General features: G+C 39.7%; 18 protein-coding genes. 9 read left to right on the top strand and 9 right to left on the bottom strand.

What is annotated here, in order from left to right:
* Positions 1-75: 75 nt before the first annotated feature.
* Entirely contained in the window at positions 76-1,440 is a 1,365-nt protein-coding gene (locus tag B9A52_RS21940) for a sulfatase family protein (protein WP_084122748.1), read from the top strand.
* A 204-nt stretch (positions 1,441-1,644) separates the two neighbouring features.
* Here B9A52_RS21940 and B9A52_RS21935 read toward each other — a convergent pair whose 3' ends face one another.
* Positions 1,645-3,000 carry an NfeD family protein gene (locus tag B9A52_RS21935; RefSeq protein WP_084122747.1) on the bottom strand — a complete coding sequence of 452 codons (1,356 nt, stop codon included), beginning with the start codon at positions 2,998-3,000 and terminating at the stop codon, positions 1,645-1,647.
* A 123-nt stretch (positions 3,001-3,123) separates the two neighbouring features.
* Here B9A52_RS21935 and B9A52_RS21930 point away from each other — a divergent pair, with 123 nt between their 5' ends.
* A complete protein-coding gene (locus B9A52_RS21930) occupies positions 3,124-4,986 on the top strand; it encodes a M1 family metallopeptidase (RefSeq protein WP_084122746.1) in 1,863 nt (620 codons plus the stop codon).
* Between the two features lie 92 nt (positions 4,987-5,078).
* Here B9A52_RS21930 and B9A52_RS21925 read toward each other — a convergent pair whose 3' ends face one another.
* Both B9A52_RS21925 and B9A52_RS21920 read right to left on the bottom strand, forming a co-directional pair.
* Complete coding sequence (locus B9A52_RS21925; protein ID WP_084122745.1) at positions 5,079-5,255, bottom strand: histone H1; 177 nt, start codon at positions 5,253-5,255, stop codon at positions 5,079-5,081.
* 100 nt (positions 5,256-5,355) lie between these two features.
* Positions 5,356-6,606 carry an aminotransferase class I/II-fold pyridoxal phosphate-dependent enzyme gene (locus tag B9A52_RS21920; protein ID WP_084123638.1) on the bottom strand — a complete coding sequence of 417 codons (1,251 nt, stop codon included), beginning with the start codon at positions 6,604-6,606 and terminating at the stop codon, positions 5,356-5,358.
* Between the two features lie 178 nt (positions 6,607-6,784).
* Here B9A52_RS21920 and accC point away from each other — a divergent pair, with 178 nt between their 5' ends.
* From accC to B9A52_RS21905, 3 genes are read left to right on the top strand one after another with little or no spacing between them, the layout of a single operon-like run.
* Complete coding sequence (gene accC, locus B9A52_RS21915) at positions 6,785-8,287, top strand: acetyl-CoA carboxylase biotin carboxylase subunit (protein WP_084122744.1); 1,503 nt, start codon at positions 6,785-6,787, stop codon at positions 8,285-8,287.
* Positions 8,287-9,588, top strand: coding sequence for a DUF1015 domain-containing protein (locus tag B9A52_RS21910; RefSeq protein ID WP_084122743.1), 1,302 nt, complete (start codon positions 8,287-8,289; stop codon positions 9,586-9,588). The genes accC and B9A52_RS21910 overlap by 1 nt, the downstream gene beginning before the upstream one ends.
* Entirely contained in the window at positions 9,585-10,166 is a 582-nt protein-coding gene (locus B9A52_RS21905; RefSeq protein ID WP_084122742.1) for a Maf family protein, read from the top strand. The genes B9A52_RS21910 and B9A52_RS21905 overlap by 4 nt, the downstream gene beginning before the upstream one ends.
* Before the next feature lie 53 nt (positions 10,167-10,219).
* Here B9A52_RS21905 and B9A52_RS21900 read toward each other — a convergent pair whose 3' ends face one another.
* From B9A52_RS21900 to sdaAB, 3 genes are read right to left on the bottom strand one after another with little or no spacing between them, the layout of a single operon-like run.
* A complete protein-coding gene (locus tag B9A52_RS21900) occupies positions 10,220-11,530 on the bottom strand; it encodes an efflux RND transporter periplasmic adaptor subunit (RefSeq protein WP_084122741.1) in 1,311 nt (436 codons plus the stop codon).
* A 17-nt stretch (positions 11,531-11,547) separates the two neighbouring features.
* Positions 11,548-12,894 (bottom strand): TolC family protein, encoded by a 1,347-nt coding sequence (locus B9A52_RS21895; protein ID WP_084122740.1) that lies wholly within the window; start codon positions 12,892-12,894, stop codon positions 11,548-11,550.
* On the bottom strand, positions 12,894-13,571 hold the full coding sequence (gene sdaAB / locus B9A52_RS21890; RefSeq protein WP_084122739.1) for an L-serine ammonia-lyase, iron-sulfur-dependent subunit beta: 678 nt from the start codon (positions 13,569-13,571) through the stop codon (positions 12,894-12,896). The genes B9A52_RS21895 and sdaAB overlap by 1 nt, the downstream gene beginning before the upstream one ends.
* A gap of 157 nt (positions 13,572-13,728) precedes the next feature.
* Between sdaAB and B9A52_RS21885 the strand changes: the two genes are divergently transcribed.
* Positions 13,729-14,547 (top strand): aminotransferase class IV, encoded by an 819-nt coding sequence (locus B9A52_RS21885; RefSeq protein WP_231955356.1) that lies wholly within the window; start codon positions 13,729-13,731, stop codon positions 14,545-14,547.
* A 100-nt stretch (positions 14,548-14,647) separates the two neighbouring features.
* On the opposite strand, the gene B9A52_RS21880 is transcribed toward B9A52_RS21885, so the two are convergent.
* Positions 14,648-15,442, bottom strand: a complete 795-nt coding sequence (locus B9A52_RS21880) for a thymidylate synthase (protein ID WP_084122738.1) — start codon at positions 15,440-15,442, stop codon at positions 14,648-14,650.
* A 136-nt stretch (positions 15,443-15,578) separates the two neighbouring features.
* On the opposite strand from B9A52_RS21880, the gene B9A52_RS21875 reads away from it, so the two are divergent.
* Complete coding sequence (locus tag B9A52_RS21875) at positions 15,579-17,855, top strand: efflux RND transporter permease subunit (protein ID WP_084122737.1); 2,277 nt, start codon at positions 15,579-15,581, stop codon at positions 17,853-17,855.
* On the opposite strand, the gene B9A52_RS21870 is transcribed toward B9A52_RS21875, so the two are convergent.
* Complete coding sequence (locus tag B9A52_RS21870; RefSeq protein WP_084122736.1) at positions 17,837-18,913, bottom strand: endonuclease/exonuclease/phosphatase family protein; 1,077 nt, start codon at positions 18,911-18,913, stop codon at positions 17,837-17,839. The genes B9A52_RS21875 and B9A52_RS21870 overlap by 19 nt on opposite strands.
* A 109-nt stretch (positions 18,914-19,022) precedes the next feature.
* Positions 19,023-20,366 carry a M24 family metallopeptidase gene (locus B9A52_RS21865; protein WP_084122735.1) on the bottom strand — a complete coding sequence of 448 codons (1,344 nt, stop codon included), beginning with the start codon at positions 20,364-20,366 and terminating at the stop codon, positions 19,023-19,025.
* Positions 20,367-20,867: 501 nt separating this feature from the next.
* Here B9A52_RS21865 and B9A52_RS21860 point away from each other — a divergent pair.
* Positions 20,868-21,119 (top strand): type II toxin-antitoxin system Phd/YefM family antitoxin, encoded by a 252-nt coding sequence (locus B9A52_RS21860; protein WP_084122734.1) that lies wholly within the window; start codon positions 20,868-20,870, stop codon positions 21,117-21,119.
* Positions 21,116-21,394 (top strand): Txe/YoeB family addiction module toxin, encoded by a 279-nt coding sequence (locus B9A52_RS21855; RefSeq protein WP_084122733.1) that lies wholly within the window; start codon positions 21,116-21,118, stop codon positions 21,392-21,394. The genes B9A52_RS21860 and B9A52_RS21855 overlap by 4 nt, the downstream gene beginning before the upstream one ends.
* Positions 21,395-21,886: the final 492 nt, after the last annotated feature.

The following is a 21,886-nucleotide window of genomic DNA, read 5'->3' as shown; positions in this document are numbered from 1 at the left end:
ATTTCCTGATTCCACCTGGAATTGGAGTACGTTTTCAGAGATTTGGACTAAAGTGAATATTTTAAAAAATATCTGATGAAAAATTATAACTTAAAAATATTATTGTTTTTTACCTGTTTATTAATCAGTTCAGAGGGGGTTACCCAATCAGAATCCTCCAAACCAAAGCCCAATATCCTGCTTATTTTTACAGATGATCAGGGATACCATGATGTGTCTTATTATGGAACGAAGGACATTCAGACGCCACACATTGACGCTTTACGGAATGAAGGTATGAGAATGGATTATTTTTATGCAAATTCTCCTGTCTGTGCGCCTTCTAGGGCCTCGCTGATGTCAGGCCGATATCCGGATCATGTTGGAGTTCCGGGCTTGATAAGATCTACCCCTGAAAACAGCTGGGGATATTTGGATCCTCGCACGGTGCTAATGCCGGCCATGCTTAAAACTGCGGGGTACCATACCGCGCATATCGGAAAATGGAATTTGGGATTTGAAAGTCCCAATCTACCGAATGAACACGGTTTTGACCATTTTCATGGGTGGTTGGAAGACATGATGGAGGATTACTGGATCCATAGGAGGCACGGAAGAAACTATATGCGTCTAAATAAGGAAATAATTGACCCGGAAGGTCATGCCACAGATCTGTTTTCACAATGGTCAGTAGATTATATCAAGGAAATGGGAAAAAGTGACGATCCTTTTTTTCTTTATTTGGCCTATAATGCACCTCATTTTCCGGTTCAACCACCTGAGGAGTGGCTGGTAAAAGTAAAAAACAGAGAGCCCGATATTAGCGATAAAAGGGCTGCTTTGGTAGCTTTTATAGAACATTTGGATGATGGTATCGGTAAAGTGGTGAAGGCATTGAAGGAAAGCGGTCAGTATGAAAATACACTCATCATCTTTACCGGTGACAATGGGGGACATCTACCCGATTTAGCCAATAATGGCCCTTTAAGAGATGGCAAACAAAGCATGTACGAGGGTGGGTTAAGGGTTCCTACTGTTATTTCCTGGCCCGGAAAAATTAAGCCGGGAACCATTTCTGACCAGGTGAACCTGTCCATGGACATTTTTCCCACCCTTGCTGAGGTGGCAGGAGTAGATCTAAATCATGAGGTAAATGGCAGAAGTTTTTTACCGACCCTAATGGGGCAAACTATGGAGGAAATAGGAAGACCGCTGTATTTTGTAAGGAGAGAAGGAGGGACGCGATATGGGGGTAAAGCTTACCATGCCCTTCGATTGGGTGATTGGAAATTGCTTCAAAACAGCCCTTACCAGCCCATGGAACTTTATAACCTTAAGGAGGATCCTAGGGAGGAAAATAATATTATAGACCAAAATCAAAAAATCTATCAAAAACTAAATAATTTATTGATGTCCTATATCCAGGAGGGTGGGAAAACACCCTGGCAACGTCCGGATTGACCAAATAAACCTTTAAGAATTTAAAAAACATCAATGAACATTTCCAACTCGAAATCCTTTTATTTATTTGCTTTCAAGCGGATGTATAGGGCGGCCAAGTAGCGAGTGATGATTTCCATATAATTTTTTAAATTTCAGCCATGTAATTATCCGGGCTTTTTTAATATCTCAGATTTTTTTTTGATTGAGTTTATTGTTTTGAAATCAAACCCTCTTCACCTTCAGCGAAGTCCCCTCCGTACTGATTACTTTAATTTTCTCACCTTTATCAATAAACTCCCCTCTGGAATAAGCATCATAGACTTCATCTTCAATTATGATTTTCCCACTGGGCATCAATCGGGTGTGGGTGATTCCTTCTTTATCCAGAAGACTATCCGAATAGGAAGTTGAAGTATATCCTTCGGTGCTTTGCTGGGTGGTTGCCAAAGCAATGGAACTGAAAGCCTTCCATTGATTGACTTTAGGGGCAAAAATAAATATGATGGATATGGCTGCAATGGCAGCCAAGATAACTGTCAATAAAGCTGCAAATAAATCGCCTGAAGGAACAAAAGTAAAATCAAAGGCATCATTCGGGATCATTCCCAATGTAAGCCCTGTAAGGATTCCTACAATCCCTAAAATTCCGAAAATCCCAAATCCGGGAATTACAAAGATTTCCACTAACAGGAGAATACAGCCTACGACAAAAACAGCGATTTCCCAATTTTGGGCCAAGCCGGTGAGGTAGTAAGGAATAAAATAAAGAACAATTGCGGTCAAAGAAGCAGCTAAAGGGAACCCAACTCCCGGTGTTTGGATTTCAAAGTAAATTCCCGCAAAAATGACCAGAATCAAAAATCCACTGACAGCTGGATTAAGAAAGAACGCAATGACTTTTTCAACTCCTGAGGTTTCGTAAGTTAGCATCTCGAAATCATCAATACCTTGTTTTTCAATTACTTCAGTCACTGAATTGACCTCCCCTTCACAAAAACCATTCGTAATGGCCTCAGATACAGAAAATGTAATGACCGTTCCTTTTTCGCTGATGCCTTCTATTTCCAGATTTTGGTCGACCATAGCTTCTGCAATTTTTGGATCCCTTCCTTTGGCTTCAGCAGTGCTCCGCATGATGGAACGCATGTAGGATTGGTATTTGTCAGGAGCGGCTTCACCGCCTCCGCCCATCACCACGGTGGCGGCACCAATACTTGCGCCGGGAGCCATGTAAATACTGTCACAGGCAATAGAAATCAATGCCCCTGCAGAAGCAGCATCTTTGTTGATCCAAACATGGATAGGGGTTTTTGTTTCGAGTATCATGGTCCTAATATCATCTGCATCATCGACAGCACCTCCGTAAGTATCCATTTCGATAACGATCATATCCGCTCCTTTAACTCTTGCATCTTCCAAGGCAAGTTTGACCTTTCTGTTCATTCTTGGATCAATATTGTCATCAATTTCGAAAGTATATACTTTTTGTTTGGTAGTTGATAAGGAATCCTGTTGAAAAGAAAAGGAAATCTGAGGCAGGGAAAGCAATAATACTGCTAGGAGAAAAACGTATTTCATAAGGTAATCTGTTTAAGTGATGAATATACCAAATATTCCCATATCTGCCATAAGAACTAATTTTATCAATGGTATGTGAGAGTAAATTTTTTTGGTTTATTTTGGCGGAAAAACCAATTAATTATGAGTAAAAGAATTTATTTATCTTTTTGGATAATCTTGATATCCACCTCGTTTTCAATGCTGAATGGTCAGACGGATCGCTGGCAGCAAAAGGTGAAATATGAAATGAATGTGGAAATGGATGTCAATAGTAATTTATTTCAGGGAACCCAAAAACTACATTATACCAATAATTCTCCCGATACCTTGGTAAGGGCCTTTTATCATCTGTATTTCAATGCCTTTCAGCCAAACAGCATGATGGATGTGAGGTCCCGTACTATTTCAGATCCGGACAGAAGGGTGTTGGACAGAATTCAAAATTTAACTCCTGAAGAAATAGGCTTTTTAAAAGTCAAAACCCTGAGCATGAACGGGAAGAAAGTGGTTTTTGAACATGTGGAATCTATCCTTGAGGTGGATTTGAAAGAGCCTATTCTGCCCGGTCAGACCGTTGTTTTTGATATGGAGTTTGAAGGTCAGGTTCCCTTGCAGGTAAGAAGATCGGGAAGAGATAATGCTGAAGGAATTCGCTATTCTATGGCTCAATGGTATCCTAAAATGGCTGCATATGATGTCAGGGGCTGGCATTCCAATCCTTATATCGGGAGGGAATTTTATGGAAATTTCGGGGATTTTGATGTAAAAATTACAATAGATAAATCATATATCCTTGGAGGTACCGGCTACCTGCAAAATGCAAATGAAATCGGGCATGGATATGAAGATGATGGTGTTAAGGTTCCGAATCCAAAAGGAAAGAATTTGACCTGGCATTTTATTGCGCCCCATGTTCATGATTTTATGTGGGCAGCAGATCCCAAATATACCCACGAAAAAGTAAAAATGCCGAATGGTCCGATGGTTCATTTTTTGTATGTAAAAAATGAGAAAACAGAAGAAAACTGGTCGAAACTCAAGGGATATACCACAGATGCCATTCAGTACATGAGTGATAATTTCGGAAAATATCCTTATGATCAGTATTCTGTTGTGCAGGGTGGGGATGGTGGAATGGAATATCCTATGTCCACTCTTATTACGGGTCACCGAAACCTGAGAAGCTTGGTAGGTGTAACGGTACATGAACTCATACACAGCTGGTATTATGGTGTTTTGGGATTCAATGAGTCCTCAGAACCTTGGTTGGACGAAGGTTTTACTACTTGGGGTACAAGTGTAGTAATGGATGCTGTATTTGATAAGAACCCGAATTTTATTCAGGATGGTAGCTATAAATCTTATTTCAGGTTAGCAAAAGCAGGATATGAAGAACCTCTGAGCACTCATGCTGATCATTATAATCTAAATTCTGCCTACGGACCGGGAACATATAACAAAGGTGCTGTATTTGTAGAGCAACTCGCTTATGTGATCGGGAAAGAGAATTTTGATAAGGCCATGTTGAGATTATGGAATGATTGGCAATTCAAACACCCTAATGGAAATGATGTGATCCGGGTGATGGAAAAAGTCAGCGGGTTGGAATTGGACTGGTATTACGATTACTTTATCGCTTCCACAAAAACCATTGACTACGGTGTGAACAGTGTTGAAGCAGCTGGTGATAATACCAAAATTACCCTAGAAAGATTTGGACTGATGCCAATGCCAATAGATATGGTAGTCACTTATGTGGATGGTTCTCAGGAAATGATTTATTTGCCCTTGGTCATTCAGAGAGGTAGCAAGCCTGAAGAAGCTGGAATGCCTAAGCGAGTAGCAACTCAAAAATGGCCTTGGACCAACTACTCGACTGAAGTAAATGTTGGAAGACCTCTTTCAGAAATTAAAAGTGTAGAAATAGATCCTAGTTTGAGATTGGCAGATATCAATAGAGAAAACAACCGGATAGAGGTATCTACCTTAATGCCAAAGAAATAATTAAAACCCTTCAGCCAAAAAACATTTAGGTTGAAGGGTTTAATAAAATCAAAAAAGGTGTTCCTGAGAACACCTTTTATTTTGATAGATTATTATCCCTCATTTTTTTTATCCTGAACTTCCTTACGGATGTCCTGTGCCAAGTTCTTAAGATCCTGCATCCCTTTTCTTACTCTGGTTCCTGCAGCTTGATTGCCTTTGTCATAGAATTTTTCAAAGTCTGCTTCCAAACCTAAGATAAGATCTTTTATTTCGTTAAATCTGCTCATAGTAAAAGTTATTTTTATTGGTTGATGATAAGTTTAATTGTGCCGTCAATATAGCTAAAATGTTTATAAAACAACAGAATAACGGCTTTTTTTGATTTTTTTATTCTCCGAAAGATACAGCGAGTTCTGTGTTTTTGTAATAACCGCTTGTTAATTTCTCTTTAATGGCTTCAAAAGCTGCGATAGTTTCAGCCACATCTTCCATAGTATGAACCGCAGTAGGAATCAATCTCAGGATAATCATCCCTTTTGGAATAACGGGATAAATGACTACTGAACAGAAAATGTTATAAGTTTCTCTTAAATCCTTACTTAAAGTAGCTGCTTCTCCCACTGTACCATTGAGGACAACAGGTGTCACCGGTGAATTTGATTTTCCAATGCTGAATCCTTTTTCAATCAATCCTGATTTCAAAGCATTGACGATTTTCCATAGGTTATCTTTAAGTTCAGGCTGACTTCTGAGAAGCTCAAGACGTTTTAAAGCACCCTCTACGAATATCATCGGAAGAGATTTGGCAAATATCTGTGAGCGCATATTATATTTCAAAAACCGGATTACATTCGCGTCGCCTGCAATAAATGCACCTATTGAGGCCATGGATTTTGCAAATGTTGAAAAATACAAATCAACTTCGTTCTGAACACCTTGTTCTTCAGCTGTACCGGCACCGGTTTTCCCCATAGTCCCAAAACCATGGGCATCATCAACCAAGAGTCTGAATTGAAATTTCTCTTTCAGTTTGACAATTTCAGCCAACTTACCCTGATCTCCAGTCATGCCAAAAACTCCCTCAGTGATTACCAGAACGCCGCCGCCGTTTTCTTCAGCCAATTTAGTAGCTCTTTCTAATTGCTTTTCGCAGTTTTCAATATCATTATGTGGAAATACATATCGTTTTCCAATATGCATTCTTAAAGCATCTATAATACAAGCATGGCATTCACTGTCATATACTACCACATCTTTTCTGTCCAAAAGTGAATCGATCACAGACATGATGCCTTGATAGCCGTAATTGAGGAGGTAAGCACTTTCTTTTTCGACAAATTCCGCAAGTTCTCTTTCCAACTGCTCGTGAAGGTCAGTTTGCCCCGACATCATCCTTGCTCCCATGGGATATGCGGCACCCCATTTTGCAGCAGCGTCTGTATCTGCTTTCCTCACTTCAGGGTGATTGGCTAATCCCAGATAGTTGTTTAAACTCCAAGTAAGGACTTTTTTTCCTTTAAACATCATTCTAGGAGCGATTTCACCCTCTAATTTTGGAAATGTGAAATATCCCTCAGCAAGTTCAGAATGTTTGCCCAGCGGGCCCAAGTTGGTTTGTAATTTTGCGAATAAATCCAAAGCTATTACATTTAAGTTGTACATTTTGTTTACAGAATCTCAGTCTGTTAAACCGCGCAAAAATAACATAAATACTCCATCCGTGCAATTATACCTTTGCTGATTCAAATATTCTTTAAATACTCGCTTTATTTCATTTACTTCGCAGATTATGCTTTTTTAATGTTAAAATCCGAATATGCCAAAAATCAAAAAGCTCTTAGTAGCCAATAGAGGAGAAATAAGCCTCAGGATCATGAGGACAGCCCGGCAAATGGGTATCAAAACTGTTGCGGTGTACAGTGAAGCAGATCGAAATGCCCCGCATGTGAAGTTTGCTGATGAAGCAGTTTGCCTCGGTCCGCCGCCTTCCAATCAATCTTACCTCCATGCTGAAAAGATAATCGCGGCCTGTAAAAATCTTCAAGTGGATGCCATTCATCCCGGATATGGCTTCCTTTCCGAGAATGCGGTGTTTGCAAAAATGGTAACTGATGCAGGCATTATTTTCATCGGTCCATCACCGCAATCCATTGAGGTAATGGGGAGTAAATTGGCGGCAAAAAATGCAGTTTCCAAATACGATATCCCGATGGTTCCGGGTACAGATGAAGCGATTTCCGATATCCCCAAGGCAAAAATAAAAGCTGCTGAAATAGGATATCCCATATTGATCAAAGCAAGTGCCGGGGGTGGAGGGAAAGGCATGAGAATAGTAGAAAATGAGCAGGAGTTTGAAGAGCAGATGCACAGAGCAATTTCTGAAGCACAGTCTGCATTTGGTGATGGGGCTGTTTTCATCGAAAAGTATATCACTTCCCCAAAACATATTGAAATCCAGGTACTCGGAGATCAGCATGGCAATACGGTTTACCTTTTCGAAAGAGAATGTTCCATCCAAAGAAGACATCAAAAAGTAGTTGAAGAAGCACCATCCCCAGTGGTCTCAGAAAAGATGCGCCAGGCTATGGGCCAAGCTGCAGTCATGGTGGCAAAAGCCTGTAATTATTATGGTGCCGGAACAGTAGAATTCATAGTCGATGAACATCTTGATTTTTTCTTTTTGGAAATGAATACCCGGCTTCAGGTAGAGCATCCTGTGACTGAAATGATCACCGGTAAAGATTTAGTCAAAGAACAGATTTTGATAGCAGAAGGACTTCCCCTGTCTTTTTCTCAGGATGATTTAAAAATAAACGGTCATTCTTTGGAAATAAGAGTTTATGCCGAAGATCCCAAAAACAACTTTCTTCCTGATATAGGCAATCTTCAGACCTATATCCGCCCACATGGTCCCGGGATAAGGGTGGATGATGGATTTGAGCAGGGAATGGATATTCCTATTTATTATGACCCTATGATTGCCAAATTGATAGTACATGATGAAACAAGAGAAAAGGCCATCCAAAAAATGATCAATGCCATAGCCGATTATCAAATCACAGGAATTGAAACCACGCTGGCATTTTGCCGGTTTGTAATGGAGCATGAGTCATTCGTCAGTGGAAAATTCGACACTAAATTTGTCGAAAGATATTTTTCTCCCGAGAAGTTGGAAATCAAATGGACTGAGGAGGAGTTGACCCTTATTTCAGGGTTTGCTGTGGAGATTTTTGAGAAGAAAAAGAATGGTTTTAAAGGAGCAATAAGTAAAGATACTGCTTTGTCTCAGCGTACCAACTGGAAAAACAGACTAATCTGATGGCTGATATATTACCAATAAAAGGATGGAGGTATCATGAAAGATTTAAATCCAATCTGGATGAACTTACCTCCCCTTTGTTTGATGTAGTTTCCGAAAAACAAAGGCTCGCTTTGTATGAAAACCCGAATAACAGTATCCATGTTTCTGTTCCTTTGGGTGAAAATCCGGCCTTTAATGCCAAAATGGTTTTGGAAAAATGGAAATTCGAAAAAATAATCATACAAGACCAGCTTCCGGGTATTTATGTTTATTACCAGTATTTCAAATTTCCAGGTCAGACTAAAGAGTCCTGTAGAAAGGGTTTTATTGCCCAGATCAAAGCCCATGATTGGGATGAAAAGGTTGTTTTAAGACATGAAAATACCATTGTAAAGGCTGTTTCGGACAGGATAGAATTGCTGAAAAGTACGGAATTTCAGCCCAGCCCGACACATGGTTTGTATGAGGACCCCACCCAATTATTGGAGTCCTATATGGATGCAGCGATAAAAGACCCCATTTATGATCTAGAGGATTACCAAGGTGTAAGGGAGGTGTTGGGAGTTATCCAGGATGCCAGGATCATCAGGAAATTTTTAGAACTCATGAAAGACAAGGTGGTCATTTTGGCGGATGGACATCACCGGTATCAAAGTGCCATCACTTACAGAAAAGAAAAAAAAGAGGCCAATCCATCTCATACGGGGAATGAAGCTTATAATTACCATATGATGTATTTTACCAATGCGCTTTCAAAAGATTTGAAAATCCTGCCTACCCATAGGCTTTTTTTTGGTATTGAGATGTCAGAGGAAAAAATTCTGGAAAAGCTTGAGGGATTTTTTACTGTAAAAAAACTGAATGACGTCGATGAAATAGGGGAGCTCATCCTTCAAAAAAAATGGGCTTTTGGCTTGGTTTTCAAGGATAATGCATACAAAATAAGATTGATACCGGAGAAAATGACTGAATTCGGAATGGAGATTCCTGATGTTGTCAAAGAGGTGGAATTGATGGTTTTGCATTATTTTTTCATTGAAAAAGTATTGGGGATAGCATTTCAGGATCAAAGATTTTCGGACAATATCGAGTACGAAAGAAATATGAACAGATGTTTTGCCAAGGTGAATTCCGGTGAGGCTTCTTTTGCGGTCATTACCAAGGAAGTGGCTATGTCTCAGGTTTTAGATGTCTGCAAATCCGGCTTTACCATGCCTCAGAAATCAACCTATTTCTATCCCAAGACCGTATCGGGTTTGTTGTTTGCATCTGTAAATGAAGATGATTTCAAATTCCCCTATCAAGCTTTTCAGCCATGATCAATTTGGAAAACAGACAAGTCATTCTGGCTTCCAGATCCCCCAGAAGGAAAGAATTACTGGAAGGATTAGGGCTAAAGTTTGAGGTTCGGACAAAAGATACCGATGAAACTTACCCTTCCGAATTATCTGTTGAGGAAGTTGCAGGATACATTTCTGAGAAGAAAGCGAAGGCATTTAAGGGTGAAATTCTTGATGAAGAAGTTATCATTTCCTCGGATACCATTGTAGTCCTTGAAGGGTGTATTCTTGGAAAACCATCTGATCATGCTGAAGCGAAGGAGATGTTAAAAAAACTTTCCGGTAAATCGCATCAGGTTTTTACTGCCATTACCATCATGGATAATCAACACATTGAAACCCATACGGATGTAGCCAAGGTGTTTTTCAAGGAATTGACGGATGCAGATATTTCCTATTATGTTGACCGTTTTTCCCCCTTGGATAAGGCAGGTGCATATGGGATTCAGGAATGGATCGGATTTGTTGCTGTCGAAAGAATTGAAGGCTCTTTTTTCACAGTGATGGGGTTACCGGTCCACTTGGTGTATTCTAAATTAAGAAATTGGAGGTTATAAAAAAAAGCCCTCTCTTTCAAAAAAAGGGCTTTTTTGCTTTAAGTAGCCTAATATTATTTTGACTTTTCAGCTTCAGATTCCTTGATTTTTTTGACAGGATCATTATCTTTCAATTGCTTGCTGACTACAAAATAAGGACCTGAAATCAGTTCAGTACCTTCAGTGATTCCTTCCAGAACCTCAATATTGTCAAAATCTGAAATACCGGTTTTGATTTCCCTGATTTTTGCCCTCCCGTCTTCAACTATAAAAATCAATTCTTTCAATTTTGTAGTACGATCAGGTAAGGTGTCAGCTTGATCTTCTCTTGTGGTCACAGCCGAAAGTGGTACTGAAAGTACGTTGTCTTTTTTCTGTGTGATGATATCCACACTAGCAGTCATTCCAGGTCTGAAAGGATACTTATTTTTTTCTGTTATCAAGTCAGCATAAGATTCATTGATGATACGGATCTTCACTTCGAATTCTGTAACTGCATCAGGACTGGCTTTTACATTGGCAGAATTGGCGATGGAGGTCACTACACCCTTGAATTTTTCTCCTGAAAATGAATAAGAATCCACATCAATGATTGTAGTATCACCCAAACTGATTCTGACAATATCATTTTCATTTACATTTACCCTCACTTCCATCTTGTTCAGGTCTGCCAAGCGGAGCATTTCAGTTCCTGCCATCTGTTGTGTTCCTACCACCCTTTCTCCTTTTTCAACCAATAGTTGAGAAACAATTCCGTCTACTGGGGCATAGACATTTGTAAGCCTTAGATTTTCAGCAGCTTCGTTGACGGTGGCCTGAGCACTTTTTACTATGTATTCAGCTGCCAAAACCGACTGCTTAGCAGCATCAAGGTCATTTTGCGCGGTAAGAAATGTTGATTGTATCTGTTCCCAATCAGCATCAGAGATAACTTTGTCTTTGTAAAGGCCTTCATTTCTTTTGTATTCCAGTTCTGCTCTCACAAATTGCGCCTCAGCTCTTTTCAGATTTGCTTTGGACTGGGCTAAATTGGCCTGATTTTGATTTAAGTTTGCCCTTGATCTGTCGAGTGCCGAGATGAAGTTGTCAGGGCGGATTTTGACCAAAAGGTCTCCGATTTTGACAGAATCCCCTTCAATTACATTCAATTCAATAATTTCTCCCGCTACATCAGGACTCATCTTCACTTCGATTTCAGGCTCCACTACTCCTGAGGCACTTACTTTTTCAGTAATTGATACTTTTTTTGCAGTTGTTATTTCAACACCCACTTCTTTTTCTCCTCCAATCCACCCTTGGGATCTTCCGATAACAGCGAAAATGATGACAACTGCCAAAATTCCCAAAAGAATATAAATAAGCTTGTTTGATTTTTTCTTAGCCATGACTTTTTAAGGTGATATTATAGTTTAATAGGGTTTCCTAAATAAAAATCCAAAACTTTTACACGAAAGATATAAGTGTATTTGGATGTAATCAGATCTGCCTGGGCATTGAAGAAATTATTCTGCCCCAATTGGTAATCAGCAAAATTTATGGCTCCGGCATCGAATCTTTGTTGAGCTATACGAAAAGCTTCTTCCAGCGAAGCCACTCTTATCAGTGAAGCCTGATACGATTGTCTGGCAGCATATGCATTGGTATAGGCGGTTTCTATATCCTGCCTGAGTTGATTGTAGGTTTCGACTTCCTGAATCTGACTCAATCTTTTCTGTAATCGTGCTCTTTGCACGTTGGCCCGATTCCGCATATTAGATAAAATCGGTATGTTCAATTGAAATGAACCAGAATAGGAAAAGTTGTTTCCGATCTGAGTGGAGAAGTTGTCTCTTACACCCGCGAAATTTGGCTGATCGATATAGTTTGAAAATGCACTTCCGCCAACTCCCAAGGTTGGGAAATAACCTCCTTGGGCCAATTTGACACCAACTTCGGCACTTTCTACACCCAATTCAGCAGATTTGATTTCTGGCATTATTGTTAAGGCAGTTTCAAAAACTTCATCAACTTCCTTGTCGAGCATGGAATAATTCCCGGCATCCAATTCGGGGATAAGAACATTAAAATCGTCACTGAATGGGATTTGAAGCGCTTGGGCAAGATTGAGTTTTGAAATCCTTAGGGTATTTTCAGCATTGATGACCTCTAGCCTATTGGTTGCATACTGCGCCTGAATATCAAGTTTATTGGCCAAAGGAAGAGAACCTGCGTCCACTAATCTGGTGGTATTTTCCAATTGCGCCTCAGTGGTTTCCAATTGATTCTGAGCTATTTTTAATTGCTCGGAGTTGAATACTACATTGATGAAAAAATTTATCACATTCAGCGTAATGGTATTTTCAGTAGATAAGACATTGTACTGAGCCGCCTCAATATCTATTTTATTTTGCTGTATGGAGTTGGTAATCTGTTGCCCTGCAAAAATGGTAAAATTTGAATTTGAAAATAGGTTGACGTTTCCGATCCGGTTGTTTTCAAAGAGGTTGGTAACAGGGTTAATGGAACGGCCCCATCTATAACCGGTACTTGCACCGGTACTAAAAGTAGGAATTCTTTGACCTCTGTTCTCAATTAAATTTGCTTCCGCTATGCCAAGATTCGTCTGACTCCGTTGAAGGGTCAGGTTATTTTCCAAAGCAATTTCAATGCAGGTTTCCAGATCCAAAGCAGTAGGATCGAAATTTTGGGCATTTAATTCGATTTTTGTAAAAGCACTTAACAAAAATGTAATCAGTAATAATTTTTTCATTATTTATCTATTTCAGGAATATAAATCAGTTCTTTTATCCAGGTAAGGCTGTTTAAGTAATCTATGGTGGTCTTTCTGATTCCGCTATCCATCTCGATGATATGGCATGCGATATCATTTTTGCCCTTTCTGGATACTGACATGGTAGCAATATTTGTCTTTTCTTGTGCAATGACCGAGGAAATGAATGCAATGGCACCGGAAATATCATCAGCTTTAATGATCAAGGTATAGGATTGGGCTGAGAAATTCGATTTGAAACCGTCTACTGCTGCTATATTTATGATACCACCGCCAAGGCTTTCACCGATTACTTCCACCTCTCTTGAATCTTTTTTTAGGTTCAGTTTGATGGTATTTGGATGATAGACCGAGGCGTTACCTATTGATTTGAAAGTGTATTGAAGTCCCCTCTCTTTCGCAATGTCAAAAGAAAGTTTGATCCTTTCATCATCAGTTTTGAAATCCAATAAACCTGCAATGATAGCCTTGTCACTTCCATGGCCCTCATAAGTTCTTGCAAACGAATTGTAAAATGTGATAACAACTGAATCCGGAATTCCCCCCAAAACCCTTATGGCTGCCCTAGCTATTCTGACTACACCTGCTGTATGAGAAGAGGAAGGACCTATCATCACCGGACCGATCATATCAAAAATACTGCTCTTTGTTGCCATGTGACAAAATTCTTTTCAATTTGCGTGCTAAAGTAACAAGTATTTTGGAGTTGATATCTGTTTTTGCTATTCAAAATCAACTAAAAGCTAAAAATCTTTGATATTTTATAATTATTAACATCACCAAATTGTAACGAAAAAAACAAAATGTTCAATAATGAACAATTTAATGAACGATTTCAATACACTTTCATATTATAAACTGTCCGATGGGAAATGGCAGGATTGTGATAGTTCTTTTCATAATCGGGGGTTTCTTTATGGCGATGGTCTTTTTGAAACCATGGTTTTCAATAACGGAATTTTGTCTCATAGGGAGTTTCATGAGGATAGATTATGGAATGGCTGTGATGTTATTGGTTTGGATAAAACAAGCTTGACATCTCTGCTTGATATCCAAAACCTCCTTTTGGATAAATTCGGCAAGGAAACTTTATTGAGGATCAGGTGGAATGTTTTTAGGGGTGGGCAGGGTAAGTACACTCCTGAGACTGATGCTGCCAATGAAAGTCTACAGATTCAATCATTTCATTCGGCAACCCCAATTAAATCCAAGGCATACTTCAGTAAGAATATTAAAGTACCGAAAACAAACTGGAGTCATTGTAAAACCATGAACGCTTTGGTTTATGTGTTGGCCAATCTGGAACGGACTCAATTAGGAATGAACGAGGTGATCTTGACCAATACTGACGACATGATATCCGAAGCAGGTTCATCCAACATTTTCTGGGTAAAAGATCAGGTGTTTTTTACTCCATCTTTGAAGTGTTCCTGTATTGCAGGGGTAGGGAGAAGACTGATTATTGAAAAATTAAAGCATAACTCCCGTGAAATAGTGGAAGGGGAGTTTTCGCCAAAAGATTTATTGAATGCTGAAACTGTTTTTACAACAAATGTCACCGGGTTAAGTTTTATTGGACAGATTGAAGGTAAATCATTCCATACTTCTTTGGATCTTGATCTGACATTTTAAGAGATCAAATCACCGGCGCAATTTTTTTTGAATTGAACAAAGATCCATTGCCGAGAAAATTATCTATCGGCTAGAAACCATGATCCACCATTAAAAACTACTAAACTGCTACAGCTGCCTTGATATGTGGATGGGGATCGTAATTTACCAATTCAAAGTCTTCATAATTAAACTCAAAAATGTCCTTTACCTCCGGATTGATTTTCATGGTAGGGAGGGGCCTCAATTCACGGCTGAGTTGGAGATTTGCTTGCTCCAAGTGGTTGCTGTAAAGGTGTGCATCTCCAAAGGTGTGGATAAAATCCCCGGGTTCTAATCCACAGACCTGCGCCACCATCATGGTGAACAAAGCATAGGATGCGATATTAAATGGAACTCCCAAAAACACATCCGCGCTGCGCTGATAAAGTTGGCAGGATAGTTTTCCTTCAGCAACGTAAAACTGAAAAATAGTATGGCAGGGAGGAAGGGCCATATTATCCACATCTGCAACATTCCAAGCACTGACAATATGTCTTCTGCTATCGGGCTTGGTTTTGATCTGATGAATGAGGTTTTTGATCTGATCTATTTCACCACCTTTGCCGTCGGGCCAATGTCTCCATTGGTAGCCATAAACCGGTCCCAAGTCCCCATTTTCATCAGCCCACTCGTTCCATATACTGACTTTGTTGTCATTCAGGTATTTGATGTTACTATCACCTTTCAGAAACCAAAGCAGTTCAATGATGATGGAGCGTAAATGTAGTTTTTTGGTGGTTACAACAGGAAAGCCATCCTGAAGGTTGAACCGCATCTGATACCCAAAAACACTTAATGTGCCCGTACCGGTCCGGTCTTCTTTTTTCACACCATTGTCTAAAATATGCTGCATCAAGTCGTGATATTGCTTCATGATATAGGGGAGGGAATTGAAGCTGCCAAGATAGTAAGATAAGTAAAATTAGGAAAGCGGCTCATCATAAATTCCCAGGGTAATTTTCAAAAAAGTCAAAACAATTTCGATCCTTTCAGGTATCTTTCGGGAGTGTATGTTTGAAAAAAAGACGTCATTTTTGTTTTTGGGTATTGCTGTGTCTCTGACACTGGCTATCTTTTTTTTCCGGCCAAAGGTTGTTTTTGATTATGATTTTGAAAGTTTTTTCCCTCAGGACGATACGGAATTAAGCTTTTATCAAACATTCAGAAATGAATTTGAAAATGACAATGATTACCTTTTGATCGCTTTGGGAAACACTCCCGATATATTTGATCCGATATTTTTACAAAAAGCAGGTAACGCCAATTCTCTTATTCAAGACCTTCCCTTCGTGGAAAAAACAGTATCCCTGTTGGACTTAGAGGAGCCCATCATCAATGCATTTGGTATCCGGTATGATAGACTGCTTGATTGGAGTAATCCGGAACAACTGGCAGAATCAAGAAATGTGATTCATCAGTCGAAGGAGTTCAGGGGCAATTTGATCAGTCAGGATTCCAAATATCTGCTGCTTATCGTGAAAAATGAGCAAAGAATCAGCAAGGAGGATGGAGACCTACTCTATGCTTCCATTAAATCAATTCTGGAAGATTCAGGTATCGAGGATTATTATTCGGCCGGTAAAATCAAGGCTCAGGGCGAGTTTGTTTCCCTACTTCAAAAGGAATTTGCTTTTTTCCTTGGGGTTTCATTTCTATTGATTGTAATTCTTTTATACCTGATTTTCCGATCCTGGTGGGGAATTTTAGTTCCCGTTGTTGTTTTGGCTTTTGGGATTCTTTGGACTGTTTCGCTTTCACTTTATACCGGAAAGCCTTTGGATGTAATGACTGTGATGCAACCTACCATACTGTCTGTCATTGGTTTGGCAGCATTGGTGCATTTTTTCAATCATTATTTAAAGTTTTTGAGAAAAGGAGTCGAAAAGGACAAGGCCATTGAAAAAGCATTTTCAGAATTGGTTCTAGCGGTTTTTTTGACCTGTCTTACAACTGCCTTGGGATTTATTTCTCTGTATTTCACTAGTATTCCAAGTTTGAAATTATTTGGTTTATATACCGGAATCGGGGTGATTTTGATGTTTTGTGCGGTGGTAATGGTAGGGCCGGGTCTATTGTATTTCATCGCTCCTTCCACAACAGCTTCCCGTATGGATTTAGCTGAAAAATGGCATAAGGGAATGAGAAATCTTTTTCTTTGGACACTTTACAACCAAAGGCTTGTGGTCTTAATGTTTATTTTGGTTTCCGCTTTTTCGGTGTTTGCTGCCAGCCAAGTCAAGGTCAATGGCTATATTTTGGATAACCTTCCCCGGGACCATGAGCTTGTGGAAGAATTCAACTTTTTTGATAAAGTTTTTGGTGGTTCCAAACCTTTGGAATTTTATGTGGAGGCAGGAGACAAGACTGAGACGTTAATGGAATTGAAAACCCTTAAGGAATTGGATAAACTGGAACAATTTATTGCCAACCATTATTCCAGTGCGGCAATTCTTTCTCCGGTGACCTTGGTCAAAGGTCTGAATAAGGCCCAAAACTCAGGTAATCCCAAAGCTTATGCTATCCCAAGTCAAGGGCAGTGGTTGAGAATGCAGGATTTTATTGAGAAGGCTTCTGAATCGCTTCCTTCTAAGGTGATTTCCACGGATTATAAAAGAGGGAGAATATCTACAAGGACGGAAGATATGGGGAGCCTTAAATCCAAGGAGTTAAATAAGGACCTGAAAGTTTTTATTGAAAATGAAATTGACCCAGGACAATTGAAAGTTAAGTTGTCCGGAACTTCCCATTTGATCGATATCAGTCACGAAAGTGTCACCAAGCAGATGGGCAAAGGTTTTGGGATTGCTTTTGTAATTGTAGCAGTGATCATGGGCTTCTTGTTCAGGTCATGGAGAATGTCTTTGGTTGTATTGGTTCCGAATATCATCCCTTTACTTTGGCTATTTGGTTTGATGTGGATTTTGGGTGTAGAACTGAAACTTACCACTGCGATACTTTTTACCGTCGCATTCGGGATTGCTGTGGATGACAGTATACATTTTATGTCCAAATTGAGGCTTGAAATGTCCGAGGGAAAATCTTGGTTTTATGCTTTAAAAAGGACTTACCTTGAAACCGGAAAAGCAATCATTCTGAGCTCGGCTATTTTGGTTTCAGGATTCTCAGTCTTGACTTTAAGTGAATTCGGTGTTACCTATTACACTGGTTTGCTTATCAGTATGGCATTGATTTTCGCCTTATTGGCCGATTTGCTCTTGTTGCCGATACTATTGATACCTTTCAAAAACATCAAAAAAATCTCCGATTTTCAATCCTCAAGACCCTGATTGTCTTGTGCTTGAGATTGGTTTAATTTGAACACGGCGGAGATAGGGTAGTGGTCTGAATAATCGACTTCCCTGTGGGTTTTAAAGTGTTGAATATCAATGTTTTCATCATAAAAAATATTATCGATTCTCAGAAAGAACAAAACCTTATTATAGGTAAATCCAAAACCCCTTCCTGCTTTTTCAAAAGCATTGTTCATCTTGCTTCTTAAGGTAAAATAGGTGTAGCTGTAAGGAACGTCGTTAAAATCTCCCACAAGAATATTCTCGTAAGGGCTGTTTTCCATATGTTCCAAGAGTACTTCTAATTGAGAAGCCCTTGCCACCTGACCCCTTTTAAGTCTACCAAGTGTTTTTTTGTAATTATCCTTGATGCCATCGAGGTTATTCAGTTGTTCTGAAGGAATATTCATGGATTCCAGGTGGGCATTATAAATCCGGATGGTATCTTTTTCCACTTTTATATCCGCAAAAATAATCCCGTTGGTACTTCGGGAGTCCAAAACCACACCTTCATTGACTATTGGATATCTGCTGAAAATGACCATTCCAAAAGACCTCCGCCTTGGATTGCCCTGAATGATTTGATAAGAATAGTGATATCCCTCTTCCGTTCCCAATTGCTTGATGGTATTTCTGGATGGAGTGGTGACATCCTGGTAGAATTCCTGAAAACATTTAATGTCCGAAGGATTCTCTTTGAGCCATTTGATAAGGTTTTGCCCCACTGTTGACCTGTCTTCCCCATTTCTGCTATAGGAGAACATATGCACATTATAGCTTAAAACGGACAGACCTTCGGGGTTTTCGGGGACAGGGCGTACCTGAACTGTCACCCCTACAAATTTCCATCCCAAGATCAATGCGATTAAAGGTAGAATCACCAATTTTCTTTTTGAAAAGAGCAGAGCGAAAAACAGAAAGGCATTAATTACCAATAATAAGGGTATGGTCAGGGTAATTAACCCTACATAGGGAAAGTACTCAGGAGATATATATACGCTGAAAAATAGACCTAGAGATACCAAAAAAAAGAAAGAGGTGATGAATCTGACCATTGAAATCCGGAATTTGTGTCGAAAATATACCTAAATCGGCCCTAATCCAAATAGCCTTGGATTTCACCTCTTTCAAGGAAGTGGATAAGCACTATACAATACCTCGTTATTATTTGATCAAGATCAATTCCTCCTGTGGCGCAATCAAATACCTCGCACCATCCTTGGTTACTACGGCAGTTTCTTCCACTGACATGGTTTTGGTTCCACCTTGGGGAAGTTTCCAGGCGTGAAAACCATCAAAAGCAAAAAGCATCCCTTCTTTTAAGGGCTTCATCGCTGCAGGTCGGACGGAAGGGTCGGGCAGTAAACCTCCGCCAAGACTTGGACCAATATCATGGGCAACATAACCCACAGGATGTCCGGTACTCCACATGACGTATTCAGAGCCTCTCTCGGCCATCCAGTCTCTTTGGGCTTTATCCACCTGATAGCCCAAGACCCCGGGTTTCATGGCCTTCAATGCTATCCTGTTGCCGCCAATGGAGGATTCAAAATAAAACTGAACTGAATCAGGGGCGGATGTTTCCCCTTCCCTCAGTACATAGGCAAATCTTTGGATATCAGATACCCACATATCCCAAACCCTTATCCCAAAATCCGTTTGGATTACATCTCCGGGCATGATGACTCTATCGGTGGCATGGGAATGTCCCCGGTCAGGTCCGGAGTTGACATTTGGATTTTGATCGGGAGACCAACCATCTTTGACTCCATATTCTGCCATTTTATTTTTGAGGTATCTTGCAATATCGGCATCTGTACTTTTGCCGGGGATGACCTGTTGATAGGCCTCGTATTGCCATTTAGCAGTCAATTCAGCAGCTTTGGTCATAATCTCTACTTCAGAGGGCAGTTTGACAGAAAGCCATTCATAGACCAGGTCATCGGAAGACACCATCCGGTCAGCCTGATTGCCCAGAACTTCTTCAAGGGTTTTCCTTTGGGTATAGCTGAGACCGTCTGATAAGGCATTTTCGTACGAACTGTTAACAGCTATTTTTTTAAAATCCTTAGCAAGCAAAAACATGGATGCATCTGTAAGGGCAGAATTTCCTCTTTCCACAGGAATAACCTCATCATGGATTTTCAGGTCAGCCAGGGCAGTAGCTTCGCCAATGGGAGAATACACGACAGATTTTACCTGGTCATTTTCCAAAAAGAAAAGGAAGAGTGCCGTACCGCCTGCATTTTCTCCGCCTATATGGTGTGCAATGGGGTCATTGTTGTTTTCCCGACAAATAATGACCCAAGCATCCACACCGGCAGTTTTCATGGCTTCGGGAAGAAGTTTCTGAATTCTTTCTTTACGGATTTCCGGCCAGGGACTTGGACCCGAAAAAGGGTTATCGATGGTTTCAGTTTTGGTGGCTTCCTGTTGACAGGAAAAAAGTGTAAAAGCAGCTATCAGGACAAGAAGTCCGGTCTTAAATACTGTGAAATTAATTTTCATACTTGAGGGGTAATAGGGAGAAAGAAATAAAGCCTGAAAGTAAATAATATCCCATGAAAGATAAAATATTTTTCTTTAAATGGGGCCAATGGGATTTTTGGAATATGGAATGAGCTGTGGCGTGTTCTGGTTGCCGGGTAGTTCACAGCTTTTTATTAAATGATGAAATCTCCGACTAGTTGAAGTTTGGTGTTGGCCCTAAGCGTATTTTGTAACTACGCCTTTCTATCATGTTGAATTTGTAATTCAAGTTGCCAAGAATTACCTTTCGTTAGGCTGTTTGGTTACATTGTCCAATTGCAAATTGGAAAAGATAAAAGGGTATAATTGCAAACCCACCCAGTCCAGCATCAGACGTTTGACTTCATCCAGTGGGTTGAACTTCACTTCTGAACAAAGTGCTAAGGCGGACCAAAAACTTGAAAAGTCACCATCAGCATGGAATTCTGAACTTTTCTATCTAATTTTGTGTACCATATTGTGTACATAAAATTTAATATCATGTTAGTAATAAGCACTAGAGAATTCCGACAAAATCTCAAAAAATATCTAGATCTGATCGATAAGAATGAGCGAGTGATCATTCAGAGAGGGAAAGACAAGGTCTATGAAATTTCAAACGAAATAAAAAATGATCGATTATTTGATAACCCTGTCGTTCAGGAACGATTGGCCAAAAGCATTCAGTCTTATTCCGAGGGAAAAACAGTGAAGTTGTCTGATGAGCAATTGAAGGATCTCCTCGGTATATGACTTTTGAGATAGAATTTACAGTTGAGGCGTTGGAGGATATTCAGAAGTTGAAGAAAACAGGAAATCAGGCGATTTTAAAGAAGTTTTTTTCTTTAATTCAGGAACTAAAAGAACATCCTGAAACAGGTACAGGAAAACCGGAAAGGCTCAAATATTTTCAGCAAAATACTTGGTCAAGAAGGATAGATAAAAAGCACAGGCTTGTTTATTTGATTGATGGGACCAAAATCGTGGTGACTATTTTAGGAGCCTATGGCCATTATGGTGATAAATAAAAATGTCTCCAAAAAAATGAAAATTAAGGGAAGTCTCTGAAAAAATCACTTGCAATCTGATTTGAGAGCCTATCAAGATTTTTGATGCAGAAAAGATAAAAAATGAGATAGGGACAGGAACTGACAGGGATCGGGTATCAATATCCGCCGATTAAAGCGAATGATTACTCCCACTAGGAGTAGAATGACGTAACCTCTAAGCGTAGTTTGTAACTACGCTTTTCTATAATGTTGAATTTATAATTCAATTCGCCAAGAATTACCTTTCGTTAGGTTGTTTGGTTGAATTGTCCAATTTGCAAATTGGAATATATAAGAGGGTGTAATTGCAAATTCATATCTTTAAACTGAACCAAAAAACAGAATAAAGGTGTAGCCTGATTTGCAAATTAAGTACAGCAATGCTGATACTGCGGTGTAGGGATCACACCTTTATTTTTTCCTCTTCGAATCTGAATAGTACCCAGGCATGAAGAACTCCTTCAATGCTCC

This window comes from Aquiflexum balticum DSM 16537, from assembly GCF_900176595.1.
Lineage (GTDB): Bacteria > Bacteroidota > Bacteroidia > Cytophagales > Cyclobacteriaceae > Aquiflexum > Aquiflexum balticum.
Note: the sequence above shows the minus strand (reverse complement) of the source record. Positions and strands in the feature narration are given on the sequence as shown.